Raw genomic sequence first — 23,403 nt, 5'->3', positions numbered from 1 at the left:
TTTGGAGCCTGAGGAGGCGCGGTGACGGCCCACGGCTTCGTCTTATACATTGCATAAGTGCTTTATGGTTCCCCGCGGGGAACTTTATTCCTCGAGCGTTGCGCCCCTCCCCTCTTGCAGTCTCCATAATGCAGGGCATAAAGACGTGAGACTGAGCATAAAGTTCCGTGTGAGCTTAATACATATCGTTGTACGGCTCTTTGGTTTCTCCAACCATTCGGGCAAGCTCGGAAAAAAATTTGCTGGATCGCGGAGTTGTTTCCTTATTCGCGGCCTCGAGAATTCGGATAGGGAAGCAGACAGCATCACGGCTTGAAGGATTGAGGTCCTCTACAAAACGTTCGTCGCTTCGCGCTATCGCTTCGGCATTCTTAAGTGCTCTGTTTAGCTCTAATTGCGTGAGCATGCCTTTTTCAACCAAGGCATGGTTGATGGCACTAATTGCCATGCAAAGTCCTTCGATCTGCAGATTGGCTACGTTCATTTTCACCTCCTGTGGCTGGAGGAGAATAACGCTGCGCTGCTGTCTTTTGATCCATGGGTGGTCGTTTTGACGAATAGTCAAGAACGATAAGGTTGTCGCACGAGTTTATGATCCCAACCCAAGTTGGCAGTTCGGTGGGGCAGTTCTGAGGTGTACTTTAGTGTTGATAAGACGGTAGTGCCTCAGAATGTTGCTTCCACTTGCGTGTTCGTCCCAACTAACTTGGAGCATTCATGTAGGGGTATATGGGGTGGTCTGAATGCCGGCTGTTTCTTTAGTCGAGTGGGATATTGTCGAAGCCAGAGTGTCGGCTGCGAAGGCAAGATATGCGCTTTCAAAACAGTCTCTCGCATTTCTTTATCTGGTGCTGGAGCAGTTTTTTCCGGATCGATCTTCCGATTATCCTGAGATGATTGTCGATGGAGGAAACGATCTCGGGGTCGATGCAATTGAAATTCTTGAGAGAGAGGATCACGCTGAAGTTCTGGTCTTTCAATCAAAGCACAGGACATCTCTCGACTCCACGGACCGAACAATCAATGACGCGGAGGTTCTTAAAATTGGGTCATTTCTGCATTGTCTCTTTGGCAGAGAAGAAAGGCTTACGAAAACGGGGAACCTTCAACTTGCCGAGGCTGTTTCGCGAATCTGGCAGCTTCACCGCACTGGAGTGACCTTGCCCCCAAGTTTTATCCAGTTTTGAGTTCGCTCCAGCGGTTTTGGGTTGCTGTATTTGGGGCGGTAGCGGCGGGTTGCGGTGCGGAGCCATTTCGGCTGCGCAGCACCGCATCACGTCGCGGGTTGATGGTCTGAGCGAACTCGGCAGGTGTCAGCCAGCCGAGGCCAGAATGTGGACGGTGATCGTTGTAATCGCCGCGCCAGTTTGAAAGCGCTGATCGAGCATGGGTCAGTGACGAGAAGAGGGTTTCATTCAAGAACTCGTCTCGCAGCCGTCCATTGAAGCTTTCGATGAAAGCGTTCTGAATGGGTTTGCCAGGCGCAATGTAGTGCCAATCCACCTTAGTCTTGTCCGTCCATTGCAGGATCGCGTTGCTGGTGAACTCGCTGCCGTTGTCACTGACGATCATTTTCGGTTTGCCGCGCTCCTCGATGATCCGGTCAAGCTCGCGGGCAACGCGCAGACCGGAAAGCGATGTATCGGCGACGAGTGCCAGGCATTCCCTGGTGCAATCGTCGACGACCGTCAGAATCCGGAACCTGCGTCCATCGGTGAGTTGATCCGACACGAAGTCCAGTGACCAACGATCATTGGCTGTCATCGGAACCAGCATCGGTGCTCGTGTGCCGATCGCTCGCTTGCGACCGCCGCGCTTGCGCACCATCAGCTTTTCCTCCCGATAGAGCCGGAAGAGCCTCTTGTGGTTCACAAGGTGCCCCTCGCGTCTGAGTAGGACATGAATGCGTCGGTAGCCAAAGCGGCGGCGTTCATGCGCCAACGCCTTCATTCGCTCGCGAAGGTCATGGTCGTCGATGCGGCTGCTTTCGTAACGAACTGTCATCCGGCAAACACCGATGGCTTTACACGCCCGCCGTTCGCTCATCCGATGTTGGTTCATCAGATGCGCGATAGCGTTCCGCTGGGCTGCGGGCGTCACCACTTCTTTCCCAAAAGGTCTTTCAACGCGGCGTTGTCGAGCATCGCATCCGCCAGAAGCCGCTTCAGTTTCGTGTTCTCGTCCTCCAGCGTCTTCAGCCGCTTGGCCTCAGACACGTCCATCCCGCCGAACTTGGCCTTCCATTTATAGATGCTCGCATCGCTGACACCGTGTTTGCGGCAAAGCTCCGAGACAGGCGTGCCCGCCTCGTGCTCCTTCAGGATGCCAATGATCTGTTCGTCTGTGAAACGGTTGCGCTTCATTCTCTGGTCCTCTCAATGGGCCAGAGCTTACTTCAAAATGGATTATTTCAACGGGGCAAGGTCAGGAGTAATATGCCGTTATAAGGTTGTTTTTTGTAGCAACGGGAAGGGCTTGTCTCATTCGGCAACGACGATTCTCGATAGTACGCTTAATTCGATGCCTAGCGTTGATTATGAAGTATACGGTCCTGCCGAAATTATGAGGGACATCGGCGCTACCGGTCGCGAACGTGAGAATGGGTATCTGCAAGTTATCGGTAGGGAAGCATTTGAGCGGAGCGACGGGGATATACGCGGGGTTATCGCATCCGTGGACGCACGCTCTTTCGTTGATATGATACGAACGTCAGATGGCAAATCCATCAAGCGACATTTGTTCGACGAAAATCTGCGCATTTTTCTCGGGTCAACCGGCGGCTATAATAGCAATATTATCCAAACAGCCGTGTCCGAGGATAGCCATCTGTTTTGGTATCTGAACAACGGCATAACGATTACCTGCAAAGATTACGCCTATAACAAGGGTCATTCGAACCCGGTAATTAAGATTGAAGATTTTCAGATCGTCAATGGTGCTCAAACCTCGCATTCGTTATTGGAAGCCTACAATCGTTCCCCAGACGCATTCGAAAATATTGTGATTATGGTCAGAGTTTACGCTACGGCGAGAGGAGATATTGCGGAGCGCGTAGCAGTTGCGACTAACAGTCAAGCTCGCATTCAAGTTCGAGATCTGAGAGCTAACCATCCGATACTCAAAAAGCTCGAGATAGCTTTTCTAAATCAAGGTTATTATTTCGAACGCAAACGAAATATGCATGCCGACAAGGACCCCGGGCGCCGTCTCGATGCCTTAAAGCTTGGCCAAATACTACTTTCATACGCGTTGGGGGAGCCGGATAGCGCTAAGGCGGACTCCGATAAGATTTTTGGCGAGCGGTTTGCAGGGATCTTTCACGAGAATTATTCCATTGAGGAACTATGTCGTCTTGTTGAACTCTATCGGTTGATAGAAGATATGCGTGACGACTACGTTGCAAAGCAGCGGGACGCTATAGAGTCTACAGGCGAACAGCAGTACTTAGTATATGGACACTGGTTTGTACTCTATGCGGCGCATCTTATCTGCACTCAGAAGAAGTTGCCCATACCGTTCGGATCTGACGCGAAACAACTAGTATTTGATGCCCTTACTTTGGTCGCCAACGCATGTGCAACAGCGAAAAGCGCAGCGCAATATCAGCTATTCCGTAGTCCACGAACGAAGAACAGGCTGATCGCAGAGCTTGAAGGTCGCCAACTGAGTCTGTTCGAACTTTGAAGTGCGATTGTCAGAGTCTGTGAGGTTCTTTCCGAAACCAAACAGGTAGTAAAAGCTAAGTTTGATGGACTAAGGGCTTCGAATGGATGAGACCTGAGGCGGGGAAGATGCCAAAAATTCAGAGTTTGAAATATTACGACCGCACGGGCGATCAGCGGATAATAGGGTTCAATGCTGGTCAGCTAAGTTCGAGCTTTGAATTGACACTGCTTACTGGTCAAAACGGCTCACAAAAGAGCTCGGTGCTTCGGGATCTCGTATCGGCGCTTATACTGCCGGACCATCGGACGAGAGTACAGTTTTGCGGCCAGTATCAGGCAGCCACGCCGACTCCAGTAATTTGCTTTTCGGGATCGGTTGCTGACAGATTTCCAGTGAAGATGCAGGGTGGGCGCCGTACAGAGTACGACGTGGCAAACTATCATTATATCGGCCAACGCGCCGGGACCAATCTACTCAGTAAAAAGCTTCCTCTGGAAACTGCAGTTATCTTCGCGTTGAACCCGGCGATGAAAGAGCGGTTTCGATTTCCTTTCTTCGAAAGGGCGTTTTCATTTTCAGGGCTTCTTCCCAGGCTGAGTCTAGATATCCGCTACGATCCCAAATTCCGTAAGCGGTTTCCATCGAAAACGCCGCACGAAATCCTCGCCATAGCTCTGGACGAAAACGCAGAAACGAAAAATCGAGGCGGCATATCTAAGGCTACCGCTCAAAGTGTGGTAGCCCAATTTTCTGGGGACGATTTCAATTTCTTGAACGCCCTAATAACGGAGCGCAAAGGAAAATTTCTCCAAACAACGTTGGATCAATTTAGTGTCACTGACACTCCAGAGAACCGCGCCGTGAGGCTTGGGTTATTGCTTGATATACTCATTATCGATCGAGCCTTTGTACAGCGTCCGGGCGAAGAACCGTTTTCGGCTTACGAGCTTAGTTCGGGTGAATACCACATGCTAACCAGTCTTCTGGCGTTAGGGTTTTCAGTTACAACGGAATCTATTGTGCTGATTGATGAGCCGGAAAACAGCCTTCATCCTCAGTGGCAACAAGACTTCATGAGCACGGTCCTTGAGTTGTGTGAATTAATGCAAGATGGTCATCTCGTTATTTCTACACACTCGCCACTCATTGTAGCTTCTGCAAAACCCGATAGCATGATCGTCGATTTGAGTATCCCTATGGATGTCATGCCTGCGGCTCCGATCCAGTTTGGCGCATCAAGTGATAGTATTCTTTTCGATCAGTTCGGCATCGCTTCGAGCCGGAACCTCAATGTAGTTGACTTGGTTCAAAAAGCCGTAAATTTGGTCGAGCACGATCTAATAAACAGCACTGATTTCATTGTGCTTCTGCCGAAGCTAAGGCTACTACGCGAAGCATTGTCGGATACGGACCCGTTAATTCCTGTAATTGATGTTTTATTAGAGGGGGCTCTGCGAGATTGAATATAGGCTTCGAAAGCATTGTTCCCACGCCAACCTATGCAAAAGGAGTATCGCTCGCATCATTTGCTGGGCTCAACTGGGATAGTCGAGCAGGCATAGTCACTGCATTTAAGCTAAGTCTAAAATCTGAGCTAAGGCGTAGTCAGCACGCTTTGTGTTGCTATTGTCGCCGACCGCTTGGCGATCCCCGTGACACCGATCTTGAACATATAATTGAAAAAGCTGCTCACCCCGCTTTTACCTTCGAAATTCGGAACCTGGCTCTCTCATGCTCTACATGTAACAGCCAGAAAGCGAGGACTTATAAGCTGCTTTGCGAAAAAATTAAAAAACGATCTAAGAAAATTTCAGGAGATGGCGTTAAAGTAAATAGAAGTCCCGTGCTCTCGAGTAACTTGCCACCAGTCGCAATTTCATCGGCAGCAGACTTTCGGTGGGTCCACCCACATCTCGACATTTTTAGTAATCATATCGTGCTCAAGAAAGGTTACATCTTTCAAAGACGAACGTTAAAAGGCTATAGGACTATTCAGGGTCTACAACTCAATGCTCTCACCCGAGTAGAGCATCGCGCTGCCGTAGAAAAGCTACTCACGCGAAAAGGACCGCTATCAATGGCTTTTGGAGCTTTTGCGCAAATGCATTACCATAATCCCAATCAAGTATTTTCAATTCTTGCTGACGTCCTTAGAACCAAAATCAGTACTGCGTACGAAGCCATTCCGTAGCCATTTTCTTCATAGCATTCTGGCAGCGCTGCCGCTTCTTCTTGTAGCGTTATTGTAATAATCGGACGCCTGCTGCACCGAGCGATGACGCGATTGTTCCATGGCTTCAGGCAACGGAATGCCACGATTGGCGGCTTCGGTGAGATAGCCAGAGCGCAGGCCGTGGGCGGAGAATTCTGTGGCATCCAGCCCTGCCATTTGCGCGCGCTGTTTGACGATCCGGTTGACGGCGCTCGGTTCAAGTGCGCGAGCCGACACATTGCCCCAGCGATCGACTTTTCGAAACACGCTGCCCTTGTCGATCCTGGCTGCTTCCAGCCAGCGGGTGAGGGCTTCGACGGGTCGGCCGGTCAGATAGACGGTTTCGTCCTGATCGGCACCACTGGTCTTGGTGCGACCGAGATGGATGCCGAGCGAGGGGAGGGGGGAACCGCCCTCATCGGTGACAGGGGTCTGTTTGACCAGCTGTTCTATGCGCAAGCCGGCGACTTCGCTTCGCCTGCGCCCGCCCGAAGCAAAGGCTACCATCAGGATAGCTCGATCCCGCAAGGCGGTGAGATCCTCGCCGGAACAGGTTGCCAGCAGCTTGCCCAGAATATCGCCGGTAATCGCATTTGCACTCTTGCGGCTGCGCGGTCGGTTCAGGGCACGCACCGCAAGCCGGATTGCCGATTTGACGGAAGGCGATGAAAACGATCCCTCCAGACCGCGCCAGCGGGTCAGCGTCGACCAGTTAGCGAGACGACGGCGGACGGTCGCCGGCGCATGCGGTCCCGACACGCGCAGAAAGCCTTGTCGACGCAAGTCTGCTTCCACGTCAGCTGGCATGCCGTGATCGGGTTCGATCTCGCGTTGCTGCGGCCGCCACAAATGATGCGCGACGAATTTCAGCAACAAGGCTTCCGGCGCGGGGAAGGGCAGGGGATTGCCTGTCGCAGCCATCGCCCAGGCTTCGAGATAGGCCAGATCCGAGGTTAGCGCGCGCAGCGTGTTTTCGCCCATGCCTTCATTGACCAGATGGCGTAGTGTCTCGACATCCTCGTCTGTCAAAATGCCAGCCAGCATGTCGCGCCGGTTCATCGGCAAGACGGCGGCGATTGTATCGAGTGTTTCGGTGCGCCGTTCGATGGCGGAAACGGACGATGTGGTCACAGATCAAAACTCCTGATGGCCGGAAAGCGGGCTTTCTGTGGCGCGGCTTTGCCCCGACTTTCGCTGATTTGCGGCTTCAAATCAATAACCTTCGATAACCTGTACTTATCGGAGGTGATGCACGCGTATAGTTAACGTCATGGTAACGAAAGCAAGAGCGAGTTTTGGTTTCGTATAGCGACATTTGTATAATATATAGAATAGGTTATCTTGAAGAAATGTCGTGTAACGCCGCTAGAAATTCGGTAAGCGGGGCATATCCGTTGGCGGTGCCATTTTGTTGTGCAGTTGCACGGTGAGTTGCAATCTACCATAATTCCTTTTGCCCAAGAAGGTCGTATAGATTGCACGATGAAGAAGACTCCGATTACCGAGCTCGATATTGATAGTCTTGATGAAGCCACGCTGATGGAATTGAACCGGCACATCGTTGAGCGATTGCAGTTTCTCCATCAACAAAAGACAGCCGCTGTGCTGCAGGAGATTAAGATCGGCAGTGGCGTGATGTTTGAAGGGCCAGATGGTACGATGGTTCGAGGCTTTGTTATTCGTCGCAATCGCAAGACGGTGACGGTGCACACGGATGACGACAAACAGTGGAATGTTTCACCGTCATTACTGAGCTTGACGGGTGGTCATATTATGGATGAAGCACCAACAAGAGCAGGTCGGGTGGTGCCATTCTCAAAGCCTGACAGTCGGAAGTAAGTGGGATCAGGCTTTGGCGATAATGAGGCCTGCAAGCTCCGGAATGGCTGTTTGTTGACTGGATATACCAAGCCGGTCGCCGAGATAATGCCAGAAGGAAAGCCGAAGCTTTTTGCAGGTCTTCATAAGGCCCAGCATGGTATCGCGGGCAATGCGTCCATCGTTGCTCATGGTGCCACCCGAGATTTTGCGTTTGGTGACGCAACTGCGCAGATCGTTCTCGGAGGCGTTGGTGTGCAACGGAATTTCCGGGCGTTCGAGAACCTTGAGCAGTTCTTCCTTGCGGCGTAGCAGGCGTGCCAACAGCTTGTCCAGCTCCATACAACCCGTCCGGATAGAGAAGATGCGGTCAAACCGTTGCCGGAAAGCGCTGATTGATCCTGGTGAGGGGCTCTTCTGCCTGAATGCCTTGAGCGCCTTGTAGAAGCTCCAAATGAGATCGCGTATATTTTCCACCCACCGGACGTGCTGTGGCGTCGCCGGCATCAGCTTTTGCAGCAGCCGCTCCGCATGCACCCAGCACAGCGCATGATTGCCAACCCGGAACTGGCCGGCATCGTCGGAGATAATGACGGCATTGCCCAGCAGGCCGTGGTGGCGAACAGAACCCCAGATGCCCGCTTCCGCGACGACCCGAACCATGTCCTTATCGAAGATGTCGACACCTTTTTGCGCCAGGTGTTCCAGAAAGGGGACCTGGTTGCTAAAGCGTTGAGGCGTGCGTGTTTGCAGCCTGGCGATGACTGTCGGATCCACGCCATGTCGCGTCTTCAGATAATCAGAAGTAGCATCGTTAAGCACATAATCCTGATAATTGCCGCGCAAGAGCGACAGGAAGTTCAGGCGGGATTTTGTTTTCGTGGTGCGAAAGACGGTAAAATGCTCGCCGCCAATATGGGTGGTATAGAAGTTATCACGCGCATGACGGGCCCCGGTGTCATCGACCGTTACATAGGCTTCCGACACCAGGCCAGCATGCAGAACGGCAGCATCCTCAGCAACAAAGCCATCCAGCCCCTTGGTGAGCAAACGCACAACCTGGCGTTTGGAGATGTCCATGCCGATGTCATTAAGCAGGGTCGACAACCGTTGCGCTGTGACCTGACCTTGCGCATGCAGCATCAGGCAGAGCCGCCTGAGGTTTGGGCCATAACCACCGACGATTCCGGCAGGTAACGGCGCAAGAATAGTCTTACCGTTCGGAGCAACCCAGCATTCGCGCCGGTAGTGAATAACCTCAGCGCGCAAAACTATATCGCGCACGTAATAGCTCTTGTAGCCCTTGAAGCGTGAACCGTCCGGAACACGGGCATGAAGAACCACATCCCGATCAACGCGCTCGACATCCAGTTTCGGTCCACGCGGCTTCTTCTTGCCCGCCTGCTTGTCCTGAGCTTTCGCGTCCGTTGCCTTATCCATGCCCGACGGTTTGAACGGCGGCCGTGGCGGCAGGTTTTTCAGTCGCGCAATTTCATCGCGAAGGAGTTGGTTCTCAACTTTAAGCCGGGTGTTTTCCAGACGGAGCTCGGCATTCTCCTTACGGAGTGCTGTATTCTCAGCTTCCAGTTTTTCAAGCCGAGCCTCTGCACGTTCGGTTTTCTCAACCAAACCCGTGACCAGACTGCGCAACGCGTTCAGTGAAAGCGTGTCAGCATGCTTGGGCGAGGGAAGCATTCTCTTCGGCATCGCAAAAGAGAATCATGATTTGCCAAAATCAGGAATCCCATAGCCATGAAATATCGATGCGGAACTCACGATATGCACAGTGTTTAATTTTTCTGACTTGGAATCAGAAACAGGGTCTTGGCCACCAAATTTGCCCCGCTTACGCATATCGGGTGAATCGAAGCTGACCACTGCGCGTCAATGCGCCCTTGTCGACCAGATCCTGCAAATCGCGGGTGGCGGTTGCGCGTGAGGTCTTTGTTATGGCCAGATAGTTGTCGGCACTGAGGCCACCGATAAAACCCTCCGGTCCTGCCTCGAACAGACGCGCAATGACTTTCTCCTGACGGGGATTGAACGTTCCCCTGAACCGGTCGTAAAAATGCGCCTTGGCGATGTAGAAGGCGACGCGATCCAGCGGGTTCTGTCGCGAAATCTTCACTTCTGCTCCGCTACTGTCCCTTCGGAGCGCATAATTGAGTGAGGTGACAGGGTATGGCAATCGATTTCAAAGGGGCTCATTTTCCTAAAAGTGTCATCCTTTACGCCGTTTACTTTTACGTGCGCTATCCCGGTTCCTATCGTGACCTGCAGGAAATTATGGCCGAACGTGGTGTGAACGTTGACCATGCAACATTGAACCGTTGGGTTGTCCGTTACGCGCCACAGATCGCAGATCAGGCACAGAAGCGTAAACGTCGAACGCTTGCGTCATGGCGTGTTGACGAGACCTATATCAAGGTTCGTGGTCAATGGACCTATCTGTACCGAGCCGTTGATCGTGACGGACAAACGCTTGATTTCATGCTCGCCGAACGCCGAAATCTCGGTGCTGCACGGCGTTTCTTCAAGAAAGCCATCGCAGCCAACGGTGTTCCAGACAAAATTGTCATTGATAAAAGCGGAGCCAATCTGGCCGGAGCACAAGCTGTAAACACAATCCTGAAAAAACCGGTCACAGCAAGATGATTGAAATCCTGCAGGTTAAATATCTCAACAACATCCTTGAGCAGGATCACCGGTTTATCAAGCGAGTCACCAAACACATGTTGAGCTTCAAGGCATTTCATTCGGCTTCAGCGACAATCGCGGGCATCGAAGTAGCACATATGATCCGCAAGAAGCAGTTCGCAAATGACAACCGCTCGCCATTCGAGGTCTTTGCGGAGCTTGCAGCATAATTGCGTCTGAAGATCAGGCCGCGGTGTTGTCACGTTAACTGGGCTACAGTCGCCTGCCTGACGGTTTGGGCGTAAATTTTGGCGATGCAGACATCAGTTATCATCTTCAAGCGTCACCGTTTTCCGCCACAGATTATTGCTCATGCGGTGTGGCTTTATCTGCGGTTCAACCTTAGTCTGCGTGAAGTTGAGGAAATGCTGCTTGAGCGTGGAATCGACGTATCATACGAGACAGTTCGTCGTTGGATCGCCAAGTTCGGCCCCCAGATCACACGCAACTTGCGGCGGCGTCAGGCGCGCCCCGGCGATGTTTGGTATTTGGACGAAGTGGTCGTCAAATGCGCTGGAGAAAAATTCTGGCTTTGGCGTGCGGTGGATCAACATGGCTCCGTTCTCGAAGAAATCTTGCAGAAGCGGCGTGATAAAAGGGCGGCAAAGCGATTGCTTGTGGCGTTAATGAAGCGCTATGGCTTTGCTCCCAAACGGATGATCACCGATAAGCTCCGCTCCTACGGTGCAGCAAAGGCAGAAGTGGCACCCGGCCTTGACCATTGGTCGCACAAGGGCCTCAATAATCGGGCCGAAAATAGACATCTGCCGTTTCGAAAACGGGAGCGAACCATGCAAGGTCATCGGTCACCTGGAGCGTTGCAACGGTTCGTCTCCATGCACTCAGCGACCCGCAATTGTTTCTCTGTTCCATCTCGTCGCCGAGCCGCACACACAATTCGCTACCATCGCCTCGAAGCTTTCGATGCATGGAAAATTGCGGCCTGTTTCGCCTGAATATCTACGAGCCCCTGGCCTTTCCGGCCAGAGAAACTTAACGTGACAACACCGGCCTGACACATGACCGCACCCGATCACATGCTCAGCGGCACGAATTTACCCTTGCATGAACCGGGGCATCCACACATGGAGCCTCCGGCAAACCCGGCGCGTGTGTGGATGCCCCCTACATTGCAAGGTTTTTCTTCCGACTTCTTTTGCAGCGTGTTGCTTCTATCGGTCGTGTGTCAGGCCTCTGATCGCGGCCTGCGCCACGGGGCCGTTATGCAGTTCGAAGAATAGGGTCCACATCGGTTCAGAGAGCTTTATGCTCGAGCCCCGGGACTGGTTTACCCCATCCTGAACATTGAAGTCCTTGCCGCATAGTCGTCAGTCGATCTCCTTGCCGGGGCCAAACGACCCCTAGACGTTTGCCGTTGCCTCCAACAGAGGTGACCGCTCACGCCATTTGGTAATTCTGCTCCCTTGTCATGATCGCCCATATGACCCGGGCCATCTTGTTCGCCAAGGCGACGGCCGCGACCATGCGAGGCTTGCGCCCGACAAGCTGTCCGAGCCAGTTGTCCGGCATGACGCCCTTTCGAATGATCCAGCGAATCCGGCTCATGGCACCGACGATCAGCAGCTTACGGATATCAGTCTGGCCCATTTTGCTCACCCCGCCATGGCGCTGTTTGCCGCCCGTCGATCGCTGCCGCAGCACGAGGCCGAGCCAGGCGGCAAAGTTCCTGCCGCTGGAGAAGGTCCGGAGATCGGGAGCAAACGCCATCACAGCACCGGCCGTCACCGGTCCGACACCTGGCACCGTGCACAGACGCCGCATCTTAACGTTTTCCTTCGTAGCGTCCCTCAGCTTGAGGGACAGGGCGTCGATCTTCGCCGTAAGAAGATCGATCTGATCTAGATAGAGTTGAGCCATCTCCTTGACGGTGTCGGGGATCTCGGTCGTCCCGTCCTCCAACAGGGCCGCTGCCTGTTTGAGATGGGCCGGCCCTTGCGGGAAGACCAGACCGAACTCGGCCAGGTGGCCCCGCAGCGCATTGATCAGCTGCGTGCGCTGGCGGACGAAGCACTGGTGGGTTCGGAATGTCACCGCTCGTGCCTGATGTTCGGCGCTTTTCACCGCGACGCAATGCATGTTCGGGCGCAGCACGGCTTCGGCGATCGCCGCGGCGTCTGCCGCGTCGTTTTTCTGCCGCTTGACGAACGGCTTCACATAGATGGGCGGAACGAGCCGGACATCGTGGCCGCTGCTCTGCGCTACGCGCCCCCAATAGTGGCTGGTCGCACAGGCTTCCATCGCCACGATGCACGGCTCCTGCGCGTCCAGCATCTGCATCAGCTTTGCGCGGGAAACCGTGCGATTGAATAGAACCGCCCCACCCCGATCGGTGCCACAGACCTGGAAGCTTCGCTTGGCGAGGTCGATCGCCAAAATATGCACGTCTGACATAGTGTCCTCCTTCGAATGTGCCGCAGCGGCGAAGATGGCATCATACGACGCCGCTCGAAGGGGCATCCACCGCATCAGTTCAGTTTGTGAGATAGGCTGGTGGCTATGAAGGCCGCATCTGCACGTTACAAGCACCACCGTTTCCCATCTGAGATCATCGCGCACGCTGTCTGGCTGTATTATCGGTTCCTGCTGAGCCTCCGTATGATCGAGGAAATGCTGCTGGACGAGGCATTTCAGTTTCCTACGAAACGGTCCGGCGCTGGGGCAGGAGGGCTTATGCGCGTGACCTGCGCCGCAAGCAGCCATCTGTCGAGCACTGGTCGCATAAGGTATTGAACAACCTTGCGGAGAATTCGCACGTGCCGCTTAGAAAGCAAGCATGGTCAATGCAGGGCTTTCGGTCACCTGGAAGCCAGCAGCTTTTCATCTCGATCTTCTCCGCTGTCCGCAGCCTTTTCGTCCCGCCTCGCTCACAGCGCTCCGCTCTCGGCATTCGCAGTCCTCGCCTGCGCGCCATGGCCGAATGGAACTCTGTAACCAGCGGCAGCTGAAAACAGCGCCACCAATCCAATCGCGTCCCGATCTCGTTAACGTGACATTGCCCAGGCCTCCAAACTGCTCAAAATCTCTGAAGACGGACACACTGATTTGAAGATTTTTCTTCTGAATATTTTAGACGATGAGGTATTTTTCTCAAAAATTTGTGTTTTCCTGCTCAGAATGCGCGCTTGTGCGGTCGAAGCGGAATTGTCTTGCTTCCGTGAATTCTGTCGAGAATATCCAAGAACACTTTTATTCTATAGCTGGGAGGGCGCAGCGAAGACGCAATCGCACAGCCAGTGTGCTGGAATTTCGGGCTGTCGAAAGCTTCAACCAGGCTGAACCGCTTCTCGATCAACTGGGCATAGTTCGTCGGCAGCAAGCCCTGATAATGCCCGGTCGCAATCATCGCAGCCACGGAGTCCAGGCCGGTTGCTTCGGGCCCCCTTTGATAGCGCCCGATCCTGAGCGTTTCTTCGACATAAGGGTGTGGCCGATAGACCAGCGGAAGATGCTCTATCTCCGCATCCTTGACCCGGTTCGAGACGAATATGCGGTGAATTTCCGTGTAGAGCGGCAAGTAGGAGAGGTCGCGATCCCCTCGATAGTTCCCGCGGATGATCAGGTCGACACGCCCGTCTCTCAGCGCGAGTTCCAGCTCGGGGAATGTCATCACGTAAATCTGAGGTTCGACATTCGGAGCCCGGTCCCGCATGGCCTCCAATGCTTCAGGCAGCCTGCAGCCTGGATGGGTCAGTGTGTGCTCCCCGAGGCCAATCGCCAGCCGCCCCGACAAGACGCCGTGTACCGCATCGATCTCCGGGCGGATGCGGCTCAACGCCTGTAACGCAGCGGAAGCCAGGTCGAGCGCAACTATGCCTTCCGCAGTCAACCGGAAGCCGCTTGGCCCGCGTTCGCACAATTTCACGCCAAGCCGCTCTTCGACCTCCCGGACATGGCGACTGATCGAAGGCTTGGACATCGCCAGCTTTTTCTCGGCAGCCGCGAAGCCTCCTGCCTCCGCCACCCCGCAGAACACCCGAAGAGACCGCAGATTACGTTCATCAAAGTCAAGTTTCCTCATATTTGGAAGGTATTGAAAAATGAAACTTAGGCAACAAAAAAATCGCTTTTCGAAATGATGATACCTTCATAACATTTCCTCGTAGCCGGCTGCTGATCGGAAGGCTGCCCCACCCTGATCGCGACTTGAGAAGTAAGTTGCGAATGAAAAGTATTCCATAGGAAGAATTCGATGGCGCATACGCGAATCCGAAAATTCAATACAAAAGAAACATACCCTGAACAGAAGATCGATAATGATCTGTGTCAGGCGGTTGTCGCTCGTGGAACCACGGTATACTTGCGTGGCCAGATCGGTCAAAATTTGGATACTTCCGAATGTGTTTGTGTCGGTGATGTCGCCGGGCAGACAGAGCAGGCAATGAAAAACATCGACATGCTGCTCAAGGAATGCGGAAGCCAGCTCGATCATATCTGCAAGCTGACCATCTACATTTCCGATCCGCGTTACCGGGAGGATGTATACCGTGTGGTCGGCCGTTGGCTGAAGGGTGTATTCCCAGTCTCGACCGGCATCGTCGTCACGGCGTTCGCACGTACCGAGTACCTGGTTGAGGTGGACGCCACGGCCGTCATCCCGGACTGAGCGCATGCCTCGGAGGAGGAGAGTGTTGCCGCAGGGATAACCTGCGGCATCGTAGCAAGACCAAAAATCAATAAAGGGGAACTTATCATGAAGACCAAACTATTCATCGCAGCCATGGCCGCGTTGGTCACCTCATTCGTGGCCGCGCCCGCGTCCGCGGATATGCTCGACGACATCATCGCAAGAAAGACGATCCGCGTTGCGGTTCCTACCGATTATCCTCCGTTCGGTTCTGTCGGAAGCGATATGCAGCCGCAGGGCATGGATATCGACATGGCGAGGTTGATCGCAAAAAGCCTGGGCGTCGAAGTCGAGCTTATCCCGGTAACGGCACCGAACCGCGTGGCCTATCTGCAGACTGGCAAGTCGGACCTCACCATCTCGTCCCTCGGAAAGACGGAAGAGCGGGCCAAGGTCATCGATTTCAGCATCGCCTATTCTCCATTCTTCGATGCCGTGTTCGGCGCCAAGAACCCGCCTATCGAAAAGCATGAGGACCTGACCGGTCATACCATCGCGGTGACCCGCGGTTCGATGCAGGACCAGGAATTGGAAGAGCTCGCACCGGGTGCCGTGGTGAAGCGGTTCGAAGACAACAACAGCACGATAGCAGCATTCATTTCCGGCCAGGTGGCGATGTTTGCCTCCGGCACGCCGGTTGCCGCCGCCATCAAGAAGCGCTCGCCCGATCTCGATCTCGAGCTGAAGATCGTTCTGGCAAATTCGCCGTGCTATGTCGGTGTCGCGAAGGGCGAAACGCGCCTTCTGGAGAAGGTGAACTCCATCATTCGCGAAGCCAAGGCCAGTGGCGAAGTCGACCGCCTGTCGCTCCAGTGGCTGGGTGCACCGAGCGGCGACCTGCCTGAATAACAGCGTTCTGGACCTGTCTCGTTTCCGGTTCTCGCAGGAATGATCGTGGCGATGAAAGCTTCCCGCAATGCTTCGGCATTGCTTGCTGAATGGGCAAGCAATGTGCGCACATCCGATATCCCCGACAAGGTCAGGGCCGTTGCACGCACCTGTGTGACGGACACTATTGGGGTCGCCATGGCGGGAACTGCTTCGCCGGTTTCGTCCCTGGCGCGACAGGTCGCGCTGGAGAATGCGGGCCCCGGCTGGGCCGATATTCTGGGGGCGGGAACGAAATGTTCGGCATCGGCGGCAGCGTTCTGCAATGGCGTTACCGCCCATGCGCTCGATTTCGACGACAATTGCTATGCTGGCTTCGTCCATGGCTCCGCCATTATCGTTCCCGCAGCGCTTGCCGTCGCCCAGGAGCGGGATTTGACGGGGGCTGACCTCGTCACGGCCATCGTTGTCGGTGCGGAATGCGAATATGCAGTGGGCGCGGCTGCCGGGGTCGATCTTTACGAAAAAGGGTGGTGGACGACCGGCCTGATTGGCCCCATAGGCGCAGGTGTCGCTGTCGGGCGGCTCCTTGGGCTGGATGCAGAGGCGATGCAGTCCTGTATCGGTTTTGCGGTTGCCGGTGCCGGCGGTACGAAAGCCTGTTTCGGAACGGATGCGAAAGCCCTGATGGCCGGGGCGGCGAGCGAAGCGGGCGTGAAGTGGGCACTTCTCGCTTCCCGCGGCGCGAATGGTCCGGTCGATGCATTTTCGCATGTGGCGGGGTTTGCCAACCTCTTCAACAATTCGATCTTCAACGTCGAGGAAGTTGCCCGGCTGGGTACCGACTGGCGCCTTGTCGAGCCGGGCATCGACATCAAGAAGTACCCGGTATGCCTGTCCTCCCACGCCGCGATCGACGTTGTTTCCGGCATTGTGAGGCGGGAGGGCATTGCCGCTGCCGATATTCAGGAAATCGTCTGCGACGTGCCGCCCGTCGTCGTGGCCAATCTCATCTATGTTTCTCCGGAAACAGTGAGGGAAGCGCAATTCAGCATGGAGTTCGCTTTGGCCGCGGCCGCGTGTTTCGGCGAACTCGGTCTCGACCAGCTAAAGCCGGAAATACTGCACAGCGAAGAGGTTCGGGCGCTGATGGCGCGCGTCCGTATGCTCAGCGGGCCCGACTGGGACCTGCCGCGCCGTATCGCTGCTCCTGAAGGAGCCTCGATCCTGCTGACGCTGAAGGACGGACGCCGGTTTTCAGGCTTTTGTTCGCATGCCCCCGGAACGGCGGCGAACCCTCTGCCTGCCGAAGAGATCGAGACAAAATTCCTAGGCGGCACGCAAACCGTCCTGGGTGCCCGTCCCGCCCGCGATCTCTTGCAGGCGCTCAATCTTCTCGATGCGGATGTACCGGTTCGCGATCTTTTAAAACCCGTTTTCCCGGGAGCACAGAAATGCGGCTGATCCAAACATGAGTCTATCGAGTTTCATCGACGTTCTGTCAGCATGGCCCAGTCTTCTCAACGGGCTGGTGATGACCATCGTTATCACGGCCGTGGCCTCCTTCCTCGGTGTTTGCCTGGGCACATTGTGTGCCTGGGGAAGCCTGAAAGCTCGGAAATTCCTGCGGATCATCATTCGCTGTTACGTCGAGTTCACGAGGAACACGCCGTTCCTGGGGCAGATATTCTTCATCTTTTTCGGGCTGCCTACGCTGGGTCTGAAAATGAATAGTCTGACTGCCGCCATCGTGGCGATGACGTTCAATCTCACGGCCTATGCCTGTGAAATCATTCGGGCGGGGATCGAGGCAACGCCTCGAGGTCAGTTCGAGGCCTCAGACGCCTTGGGGCTGAAGCCGGTTCAGACCTTCTTCCTTGTGGTGATCCCGCCCGCATTCCAGCGAGTCTGGCCAGCCATGACGAGCCAGCTCGTGATCATTCTGCTCGCTTCGGCGCTGTGCAGCCAGATCTCGGTCGCTGAGCTTTCGTATGTCGCCAACGTCATAGCAAGCCGGACCTTCAGGAACTTCGAAGCCTATATCGTCGTGACGATCCTCTATCTGTTCCTCGCCATCTTCTTCAGGAAGCTGTTGGTTTGGGTCGGGCACCAGTTCGTGTTTGGGCATTTCGGAACGGTGGGGCAACGATGATCAGCGATTTCTCGACCTGGGATATTTTCCGGAATCTCATCGCGGCTGTGCCCTGGACGCTCTATCTTTCGTTGATTGCCTTTGCCGGTGGGGCCTCGCTCGCCCTCCTTCTTCTGGTCTTGCGGCTCACCTATCCTCGTACCCTGTCCCGGCCGATCAGCCTCTATGTGAGCGTTTTCCAGGGCACGCCTCTGCTCATGCAGCTGTTCCTGGTCTATTTCGGGTTGGCGCTGATCGGGTTGCAGACAACGCCGCTTCTGGCAGCCAGCCTTTGCCTGTGGATTTATAGCAGCGCCTACCTGACCGAGACCTGGTATGGCTGCGTGCTCGCAATTCCCAAGGGGCAGTGGGAGGCGTCCTCGAGCCTCGGTTTGAAAAGCTGGCCGCAGATGCGGCTCATTATTCTGCCGCAGGCCGTGCGCATTTCGGTGCCGCCGACGGTCGGAATCCTGGTGCAGGTCGTCAAGAACACGTCGCTTGCCTCCATCGTTGGTTTCGTGGAGCTGACGCGGGCCAGCCAGATGATCGCAAACGCTACCTTCGAGCCGTTCCTGGTCTATGGCGCGGTGTCGCTCATCTATTTCGTGATCTGTTTTTCGATCTCTCTCGGCGGCAAATGGGTCGAGGAGAGGACGAAGATTGCATGAGCCGCCGCGCTTTTGAAAGCCAGTGAACAACGCAATTTTCCTGTCGGGCGGTCATCTCGACCCGCCGGGCACTGGACGACTTATGTGAGGTATTGAACCAAATGGAACCTGCTCTTGTTACGGCCAAGGCTGGCGCGCCGAAATTCCGATCGGACACCGGCGGTGCCGGGGCGGCCATAGAAATCTTCAACATGAACAAATGGTTTGGGGATTTTCAGGTTTTACGCGACATCAATCTGACGGTCATGAAGGGCGAACGCATCGTCATCGCCGGGCCGTCCGGTTCCGGCAAGTCGACCATGATCCGCTGCATCAATCGCCTGGAAGAGCATCAGAAAGGAAGGATAGTTGTCGGAGGCATCGAACTCACCGACGATCTGAAGAAGATCGATGAGGTGCGCCGGGAAGTCGGCATGGTCTTCCAGCACTTCAATCTCTTCCCGCATCTGACGATCTTGGAAAACTGCACGCTCGCCCCGATTTGGGTGCGGGGGATGTCGAAGAAGGCCGCGGCGGAAGTGGCCATGCACTATCTGGAACGGGTCAAGATTCCAGAACAGGCAAACAAGTATCCGGGGCAGCTTTCAGGTGGGCAGCAGCAGCGTGTCGCCATCGCCCGCTCGCTTTGCATGAAGCCTCAGATCATGCTGTTCGACGAGCCGACATCCGCTCTTGACCCGGAAATGGTCAAGGAGGTGCTCGACACGATGGTCTCGCTCGCCGACGAAGGCATGACCATGCTTTGCGTCACGCATGAAATGGGTTTCGCCCGTCAGGTCGCTGACCGGGTGATCTTCATGGATGAAGGCAGAATCGTCGAGGAGAATGCCCCGGCCGAGTTTTTCGACAACCCGCAGCACGAGCGGACAAAACTCTTTCTCAGCCAGATTCTTGGGCACTGAATACAGCAATGACGAGGCAGCGCGCGGTCATCGCCCTCAGCGGTGAAACGCAGGAGCCTGCCTGGACAATTCAAGGAGGAAATTATGCCGCTTACAATCCCCGCAAAGGCCGAGCACCGGACGTTCCTGTATTCGGAGCCATGTCTCGATCTGGATGCGCTCTCTGCCGATATCGCCTATCTGGGAATTCCCTATGGGGCGTCCTACACCTTCGGCGAAATCGCCAATGACCAGAGCCGCGGCGCTTTGGCCATGCGCCGGGCGACCGACAGAATCCTCCGCTCGATAGAGCGATACGATTTCGACCTTGGCGGCCCGATGTATGACCATCGACCCATTCGCGCAGTCGACTGCGGCGATGTATATGCCGATCCGCGCGAGCATGGGGATCATCTGCAGCGTGCCGAGGAGGTTGTCCGCAAGATCGTGGCTTCGGGTGCGCTGCCGATCATATTGGGTGGCGATCACTCTATTCCCATACCGGTTATCAAGGCGCTCGACACGGAGGGGCCGATCACGCTCATCCAGCTGGATCAGCACCTTGATTGGCGTGAGGAAATCAACGGCGTTACGCAGGGCCTGTCCAGCCCGATCCGCCGGGCATCCGAGATGGATCATGTCGGCGAGATTTTTCAGATCGGGCTGCACGCAACCGGCAGCGGGCGTCAGGAAGAGTTCGACGCAGCGGAAGCCTATGGCGCACATCTCGTATCGGCCTATGATCTGCATGATCACGGTGTCGAGCCTGTCCTGGACATGATCCCTGATGGCGGTCGCTATTACATTACGGTCGATCTGGATGCCTTCGAGCCTGGGGGCGCCCCCGGCGTCGCCGCGCCATGTGCCGGCGGCATGACCTTCCTGCAGGCGCGCAAACTGATCCACGGTCTCGTCAAGAAGGGCAGGGTTGTCGGGATGGATGTCGTGGAGATCACGCCTGCGACCGACGTCAATCAGATTACCTGCATAACGGCGGGGCGCTTGATCGTGAACCTGATCGGCGCGGCGGTGCGCGCCAACTATTTTGAAGGTCGCGCCGGCAAGAGCGGCGTGTGAAGGCCTGCAATCCGGACGGTCTCCTGGAGTTGGAAAACCCAAATGAACGCTGTTGAGATACTTGACCAGTTGATCGGCTTTCCGTCGGTCGTCGGAACAGGCAATGGCGACATAGTCGACTGGATTTCCCGCTATCTGGAAAGTCACGGCATCACGGCCTCGGTCCTGCCCGGCCCGGAGGGCGACAGGTCTAATCTCTTTGCGACCATCGGGCCGGCCGATCGGCCCGGTTACATTTTCTCGGGCCACATGGATGTGGTTCCCGCCGGTGAGGCGGAGTGGTTATCCGATCCCTTTTGCCTGAGAGAAGAGACCGGTCGTCTTTATGGGCGCGGTACAACGGACATGAAGGGGTTTCTTGCTGCGGTCCTGGCAAGCACCCCCATGCTTCAATCATTGAAATTGGAGCGCCCCATTCATATCGCCTTCTCATATGACGAGGAGGCAGGGTGCCGTGGCGTTCCTCATATGATATCGAGATTGCCGGAGCTCTGTGCAAAGCCCGTTGGCGCAATCATTGGCGAGCCCAGCGGCTTGCAGGCGGTTCGTGCGCACAAGGGCAAGGCGGCTGCTCGGGTGACAGTGAGGGGACGTTCCGGTCATTCGTCGCGCCCGGATCTTGGTGTGAATGCAATCCACGTCATGACCAGGGTTATGGCGAAGGCTGTCGCAGAAGCGGAGCGCCTGACGCAGGGCCCTTTCGAGGAGACCTTTGCACCCCCTTATTCCTCCTTGCAGATCGGCAGGGTGGGAGGGGGACAGGCGCTTAATATCATCCCCGAACTTTGCACGGTCGAAATTGAGGCCCGCGCCATATCTGGAGTTCGACCGGAAGAGCTGTTGCAGGCGGTTCGCGACGAGGTGGAAGCGCTTGCGGACAGCGGCATCGATATAGAGTGGACACCGCTGAGTGCTTATCCCGCACTGTTCCTTTCCCAAGACACCTCGCTGGTTGCCCTTCTGGAACAGGCCACCGGCAAGCCATCGCGCGCCGCTGTGAGCTTTGGAACCGAGGCAGGGCTGTTTCAGGGCGCGGGCATCGACGCCATCATCTGCGGCCCAGGTGACATCGACCGTGCACACAAGGCAAATGAATTCATCGAGCTGGACGAACTGATGGCCTGCCAGAGATTGATCGAGACCCTAGGCAGAACCTGTACCGGATAACGCCCGGCGTCACGAAACTATTGATAGCAGAGCTGCAGCCTTTCTGCTGCCGAAAGCAATGAAGGGAGGTGCTGTCGCAGGTCCGAGATTTTCATCCGGGCGCTCGGCGCCGCTATGGCCAATGCCAGCGCGGGCTTTTACTCCGCACCCCCACTTTATAATCGGCAAGAAAGTGCACAGGCTTTGGCCGAAAAGCTCGGCGTATGCAGACCGACACTGTATAACTGGAAAAACCAGTTACTTGGTCCGGAGGCTCCCGCAAGGCACTGCCAAGTTGTTTGATCTAGTTGTTTCCGGTATCGATGAGGCATGAAATTACCGAGTTCTTTTCCCCGGTTGAAGGGATTTCGTTTTCCGCGTGAGATTGTCGCTTATGCAGTATGGGCCTATTACAGGTTTGCGCTGAGCACGGCCGATGTGGAAGACCTGCTTGCCGAGCGCGGCGTCATTTTCAGCCGGGAAACCATTCGTCTCTGGATTAATCGCTTTGGTCGTCATTTTGCGGACTGTATCCGCAGGGATCGACCAAAGCCAAACGACAAATGGCACATTGATGAGGTCGTCATCACGATTGGGGGAAAGAAGTATTGGCTTTGGCGGGCCATTGACGCAGATGGCGATGTTCTTGATATTCTGGTTCAAACACGCCGTAACACAAAGGCTGCCAAGCGTTTTTTCACCAGACTGATCCGGCAATACGGTCAACCACGTGTCGTTGTGACGGATAAGCTGCGCAGCTATACCAAGCCAGTACAAAAAATCGCGCCAGATGCCGATCATCGTGCTCATAAAGGCCTGAACAACAGAATTGAAAATTCGCACCGCCTGAGCCGAAAACGGGAGAAAATCATGGGGCGGTTCAAATCGCCTCGTCAAGCCCAACGCTTCTTGTCAGCACACGATCAAATCAACACCATCTTCCGTCCTCGCCGCTATAATCTCACTGCTATCTCCTACCGCCATGCACGTACCGATGCATTTGCATTATGGCGTGACTACACGACCGAAATGACCGCTTGATAAACACAGGCGAAAGCTGCTCAAAGCCCTATTCAAACAACTTGGCAATGCCGCTGATTTTTATGATGGCTTGGCGGGGGAATGAGATGATGGAGGATAATACCATGACAGGCGAGCGCATTCAGAAGATTGCAGACAGTGTCATTCTCCGGGCTGTCGCTCGTGTTTCGATGGCGATGGCGTTACCTCTGGCCAGCCTGGTTGTTTATTTCGGTCTAAACTGGCTGGACAGTCGCTTTGAAAAGCAGGATACGGCAAGTCAGAATGCTATTGCGTTTCAAGTGTCGCGCATTGATCGCATTGAGAAGACGGCAACGACAGCGATTGACCAATCTACCAAGGTCAATGATCGCCTTACGATTGTTGAGACAAAGCAGGCCACGGCAGACGCCACCGCTGCCAAATTCCAGAATGATGCGCTGACAAGATTGGACCGCATTCAGGATAGCATGGTCGGAATATCGAATGCAGTAGCGGCCCTTACGGCAACCATGCAGGCGCGGGAAGATTACGAGCGACGAAAGTCGACGTCTCCACCCTGAATGATTTTCATTAAGCCCGCCCCGTCATTGACGTGGCGGGCTTTTTTAGGC

The 23,403-nt window shown here is 55.0% G+C and carries 22 protein-coding genes and 4 pseudogenes; 19 read left to right on the top strand and 7 right to left on the bottom strand.

Annotation, left to right across the window (positions count from 1 at the left end):
* Positions 1 to 175: 175 nt before the first annotated feature.
* A complete protein-coding gene (locus tag OANT_RS23335; protein ID WP_041545792.1) occupies positions 176 to 484 on the bottom strand; it encodes a hypothetical protein in 309 nt (102 codons plus the stop codon).
* A gap of 259 nt (positions 485 to 743) precedes the next feature.
* Between OANT_RS23335 and OANT_RS23330 the strand changes: the two genes are divergently transcribed.
* Positions 744 to 1,187, top strand: a complete 444-nt coding sequence (locus OANT_RS23330) for a hypothetical protein (RefSeq protein ID WP_011982882.1) — start codon at positions 744 to 746, stop codon at positions 1,185 to 1,187.
* On the opposite strand, the gene OANT_RS23325 is transcribed toward OANT_RS23330, so the two are convergent.
* Positions 1,174 to 2,363, bottom strand: a protein-coding gene (locus OANT_RS23325) for an IS3 family transposase (protein ID WP_086000502.1) whose coding sequence is annotated in 2 segments (ribosomal slippage) — positions 1,174 to 2,114 and positions 2,114 to 2,363 — 1,191 coding nt in all. Because the reading frame shifts where the segments join, the coding sequence is not laid out codon by codon here. The genes OANT_RS23330 and OANT_RS23325 overlap by 14 nt on opposite strands.
* A 112-nt stretch (positions 2,364 to 2,475) precedes the next feature.
* Here OANT_RS23325 and OANT_RS23315 point away from each other — a divergent pair.
* From OANT_RS23315 to OANT_RS27460, 3 genes are all read left to right on the top strand, one after another.
* Positions 2,476 to 3,684 (top strand): AIPR family protein, encoded by a 1,209-nt coding sequence (locus OANT_RS23315; protein WP_235823066.1) that lies wholly within the window; start codon positions 2,476 to 2,478, stop codon positions 3,682 to 3,684.
* Between the two features lie 107 nt (positions 3,685 to 3,791).
* The gene (locus OANT_RS25985; RefSeq protein WP_172488828.1) at positions 3,792 to 5,129 is read left to right on the top strand and encodes an ATP-binding protein; all 1,338 of its coding nucleotides are present in this window, start codon (positions 3,792 to 3,794) and stop codon (positions 5,127 to 5,129) included.
* On the top strand, positions 5,126 to 5,857 hold the full coding sequence (locus OANT_RS27460; protein WP_011982886.1) for an HNH endonuclease: 732 nt from the start codon (positions 5,126 to 5,128) through the stop codon (positions 5,855 to 5,857). Before OANT_RS25985 ends, OANT_RS27460 begins: the two co-directional genes overlap by 4 nt.
* 9 nt (positions 5,858 to 5,866) lie before the next feature.
* On the opposite strand, the gene OANT_RS23305 is transcribed toward OANT_RS27460, so the two are convergent.
* Positions 5,867 to 7,009: a site-specific integrase gene (locus OANT_RS23305; protein ID WP_011982887.1), complete on the bottom strand. Its 1,143-nt coding sequence runs from the start codon at positions 7,007 to 7,009 to the stop codon at positions 5,867 to 5,869.
* A gap of 351 nt (positions 7,010 to 7,360) precedes the next feature.
* On the opposite strand from OANT_RS23305, the gene OANT_RS25975 reads away from it, so the two are divergent.
* Entirely contained in the window at positions 7,361 to 7,717 is a 357-nt protein-coding gene (locus OANT_RS25975; protein WP_011982512.1) for a hypothetical protein, read from the top strand.
* Positions 7,718 to 7,723: 6 nt separating this feature from the next.
* Here OANT_RS25975 and OANT_RS23295 read toward each other — a convergent pair whose 3' ends face one another.
* Complete coding sequence (locus OANT_RS23295; protein WP_011982513.1) at positions 7,724 to 9,403, bottom strand: IS66 family transposase; 1,680 nt, start codon at positions 9,401 to 9,403, stop codon at positions 7,724 to 7,726.
* 139 nt (positions 9,404 to 9,542) lie between these two features.
* Positions 9,543 to 9,809: pseudogene (locus tag OANT_RS23290) on the bottom strand (DUF4172 domain-containing protein); the annotation flags it as partial.
* Between the two features lie 68 nt (positions 9,810 to 9,877).
* Between OANT_RS23290 and OANT_RS23285 the strand changes: the two are divergent.
* Positions 9,878 to 10,563 (top strand): annotated as a pseudogene (locus OANT_RS23285) (IS6 family transposase).
* A gap of 84 nt (positions 10,564 to 10,647) precedes the next feature.
* Positions 10,648 to 11,349: an IS6 family transposase gene (locus OANT_RS23280; RefSeq protein ID WP_011982889.1), complete on the top strand. Its 702-nt coding sequence runs from the start codon at positions 10,648 to 10,650 to the stop codon at positions 11,347 to 11,349.
* Between the two features lie 442 nt (positions 11,350 to 11,791).
* On the opposite strand, the gene OANT_RS23275 is transcribed toward OANT_RS23280, so the two are convergent.
* Entirely contained in the window at positions 11,792 to 12,805 is a 1,014-nt protein-coding gene (locus OANT_RS23275) for an IS110 family RNA-guided transposase (RefSeq protein WP_011982890.1), read from the bottom strand.
* Between the two features lie 105 nt (positions 12,806 to 12,910).
* Between OANT_RS23275 and OANT_RS27000 the strand changes: the two are divergent.
* Positions 12,911 to 13,359 (top strand): annotated as a pseudogene (locus OANT_RS27000) (DDE-type integrase/transposase/recombinase).
* 164 nt (positions 13,360 to 13,523) lie between these two features.
* Here OANT_RS27000 and OANT_RS23265 read toward each other — a convergent pair.
* Positions 13,524 to 14,432: a LysR family transcriptional regulator gene (locus tag OANT_RS23265; RefSeq protein WP_011982891.1), complete on the bottom strand. Its 909-nt coding sequence runs from the start codon at positions 14,430 to 14,432 to the stop codon at positions 13,524 to 13,526.
* A gap of 171 nt (positions 14,433 to 14,603) precedes the next feature.
* Between OANT_RS23265 and OANT_RS23260 the strand changes: the two genes are divergently transcribed.
* From OANT_RS23260 to OANT_RS23215, 11 genes and pseudogenes are all read left to right on the top strand, one after another.
* The gene (locus tag OANT_RS23260; RefSeq protein WP_009755751.1) at positions 14,604 to 15,017 is read left to right on the top strand and encodes a RidA family protein; all 414 of its coding nucleotides are present in this window, start codon (positions 14,604 to 14,606) and stop codon (positions 15,015 to 15,017) included.
* A gap of 87 nt (positions 15,018 to 15,104) precedes the next feature.
* A complete protein-coding gene (locus OANT_RS23255; protein WP_011982892.1) occupies positions 15,105 to 15,887 on the top strand; it encodes a transporter substrate-binding domain-containing protein in 783 nt (260 codons plus the stop codon).
* 51 nt (positions 15,888 to 15,938) lie between these two features.
* Complete coding sequence (locus OANT_RS23250; RefSeq protein ID WP_011982893.1) at positions 15,939 to 17,330, top strand: MmgE/PrpD family protein; 1,392 nt, start codon at positions 15,939 to 15,941, stop codon at positions 17,328 to 17,330.
* A gap of 7 nt (positions 17,331 to 17,337) precedes the next feature.
* Positions 17,338 to 18,018, top strand: a complete 681-nt coding sequence (locus OANT_RS23245; protein WP_011982894.1) for an amino acid ABC transporter permease — start codon at positions 17,338 to 17,340, stop codon at positions 18,016 to 18,018.
* Positions 18,015 to 18,665 (top strand): amino acid ABC transporter permease, encoded by a 651-nt coding sequence (locus tag OANT_RS23240; RefSeq protein ID WP_011982895.1) that lies wholly within the window; start codon positions 18,015 to 18,017, stop codon positions 18,663 to 18,665. The genes OANT_RS23245 and OANT_RS23240 overlap by 4 nt, the downstream gene beginning before the upstream one ends.
* Before the next feature lie 191 nt (positions 18,666 to 18,856).
* Complete coding sequence (locus tag OANT_RS23235; RefSeq protein WP_235823079.1) at positions 18,857 to 19,567, top strand: amino acid ABC transporter ATP-binding protein; 711 nt, start codon at positions 18,857 to 18,859, stop codon at positions 19,565 to 19,567.
* A gap of 84 nt (positions 19,568 to 19,651) precedes the next feature.
* Positions 19,652 to 20,623, top strand: coding sequence for an agmatinase (locus OANT_RS23230; RefSeq protein WP_011982897.1), 972 nt, complete (start codon positions 19,652 to 19,654; stop codon positions 20,621 to 20,623).
* A 42-nt stretch (positions 20,624 to 20,665) separates the two neighbouring features.
* Positions 20,666 to 21,790, top strand: a complete 1,125-nt coding sequence (gene argE, locus OANT_RS23225) for an acetylornithine deacetylase (RefSeq protein WP_011982898.1) — start codon at positions 20,666 to 20,668, stop codon at positions 21,788 to 21,790.
* Positions 21,791 to 21,943: 153 nt separating this feature from the next.
* Positions 21,944 to 22,051, top strand: a pseudogene (locus OANT_RS27455) (helix-turn-helix domain-containing protein); the annotation flags it as partial.
* Between the two features lie 48 nt (positions 22,052 to 22,099).
* Positions 22,100 to 22,810, top strand: a complete 711-nt coding sequence (locus OANT_RS23220) for an IS6 family transposase (RefSeq protein WP_011982899.1) — start codon at positions 22,100 to 22,102, stop codon at positions 22,808 to 22,810.
* A gap of 86 nt (positions 22,811 to 22,896) precedes the next feature.
* Positions 22,897 to 23,352: a hypothetical protein gene (locus tag OANT_RS23215; protein ID WP_147284756.1), complete on the top strand. Its 456-nt coding sequence runs from the start codon at positions 22,897 to 22,899 to the stop codon at positions 23,350 to 23,352.
* The last annotated feature ends 51 nt before the right edge of the window (positions 23,353 to 23,403 follow it).

It is taken from the genome of Brucella anthropi ATCC 49188 (assembly GCF_000017405.1).
Taxonomy (GTDB): Bacteria; Pseudomonadota; Alphaproteobacteria; order Rhizobiales; family Rhizobiaceae; genus Brucella; species Brucella anthropi.
This window is presented reverse-complemented; position numbering and strand designations above follow the sequence as displayed.

What these genes read in the sequence shown, in the direction of transcription:
- argE (WP_011982898.1), top strand. Translation starts at nt 20,666, where the DNA reads ATGAACGCTGTTGAGATACTTGACCAGTTGATCGGCTTTCCGTCGGTC.
- OANT_RS23260 (WP_009755751.1), top strand. Translation starts at nt 14,604, where the DNA reads ATGGCGCATACGCGAATCCGAAAATTCAATACAAAAGAAACATACCCT.
- OANT_RS23335 (WP_041545792.1), bottom strand. Translation starts at nt 484, where the DNA reads ATGAACGTAGCCAATCTGCAGATCGAAGGACTTTGCATGGCAATTAGT.
- OANT_RS23275 (WP_011982890.1), bottom strand. Translation starts at nt 12,805, where the DNA reads ATGTCAGACGTGCATATTTTGGCGATCGACCTCGCCAAGCGAAGCTTC.
- OANT_RS23280 (WP_011982889.1), top strand. Translation starts at nt 10,648, where the DNA reads ATGCAGACATCAGTTATCATCTTCAAGCGTCACCGTTTTCCGCCACAG.
- OANT_RS23295 (WP_011982513.1), bottom strand. Translation starts at nt 9,403, where the DNA reads ATGCCGAAGAGAATGCTTCCCTCGCCCAAGCATGCTGACACGCTTTCA.
- OANT_RS23220 (WP_011982899.1), top strand. Translation starts at nt 22,100, where the DNA reads ATGAAATTACCGAGTTCTTTTCCCCGGTTGAAGGGATTTCGTTTTCCG.
- OANT_RS23240 (WP_011982895.1), top strand. Translation starts at nt 18,015, where the DNA reads ATGATCAGCGATTTCTCGACCTGGGATATTTTCCGGAATCTCATCGCG.
- OANT_RS25975 (WP_011982512.1), top strand. Translation starts at nt 7,361, where the DNA reads ATGAAGAAGACTCCGATTACCGAGCTCGATATTGATAGTCTTGATGAA.
- OANT_RS23230 (WP_011982897.1), top strand. Translation starts at nt 19,652, where the DNA reads ATGCCGCTTACAATCCCCGCAAAGGCCGAGCACCGGACGTTCCTGTAT.
- OANT_RS23215 (WP_147284756.1), top strand. Translation starts at nt 22,897, where the DNA reads ATGATGGAGGATAATACCATGACAGGCGAGCGCATTCAGAAGATTGCA.
- OANT_RS23235 (WP_235823079.1), top strand. Translation starts at nt 18,857, where the DNA reads ATGAACAAATGGTTTGGGGATTTTCAGGTTTTACGCGACATCAATCTG.
- OANT_RS23330 (WP_011982882.1), top strand. Translation starts at nt 744, where the DNA reads ATGCCGGCTGTTTCTTTAGTCGAGTGGGATATTGTCGAAGCCAGAGTG.
- OANT_RS23245 (WP_011982894.1), top strand. Translation starts at nt 17,338, where the DNA reads ATGAGTCTATCGAGTTTCATCGACGTTCTGTCAGCATGGCCCAGTCTT.
- OANT_RS23255 (WP_011982892.1), top strand. Translation starts at nt 15,105, where the DNA reads ATGAAGACCAAACTATTCATCGCAGCCATGGCCGCGTTGGTCACCTCA.
- OANT_RS25985 (WP_172488828.1), top strand. Translation starts at nt 3,792, where the DNA reads ATGCCAAAAATTCAGAGTTTGAAATATTACGACCGCACGGGCGATCAG.
- OANT_RS23250 (WP_011982893.1), top strand. Translation starts at nt 15,939, where the DNA reads ATGAAAGCTTCCCGCAATGCTTCGGCATTGCTTGCTGAATGGGCAAGC.
- OANT_RS23265 (WP_011982891.1), bottom strand. Translation starts at nt 14,432, where the DNA reads ATGAGGAAACTTGACTTTGATGAACGTAATCTGCGGTCTCTTCGGGTG.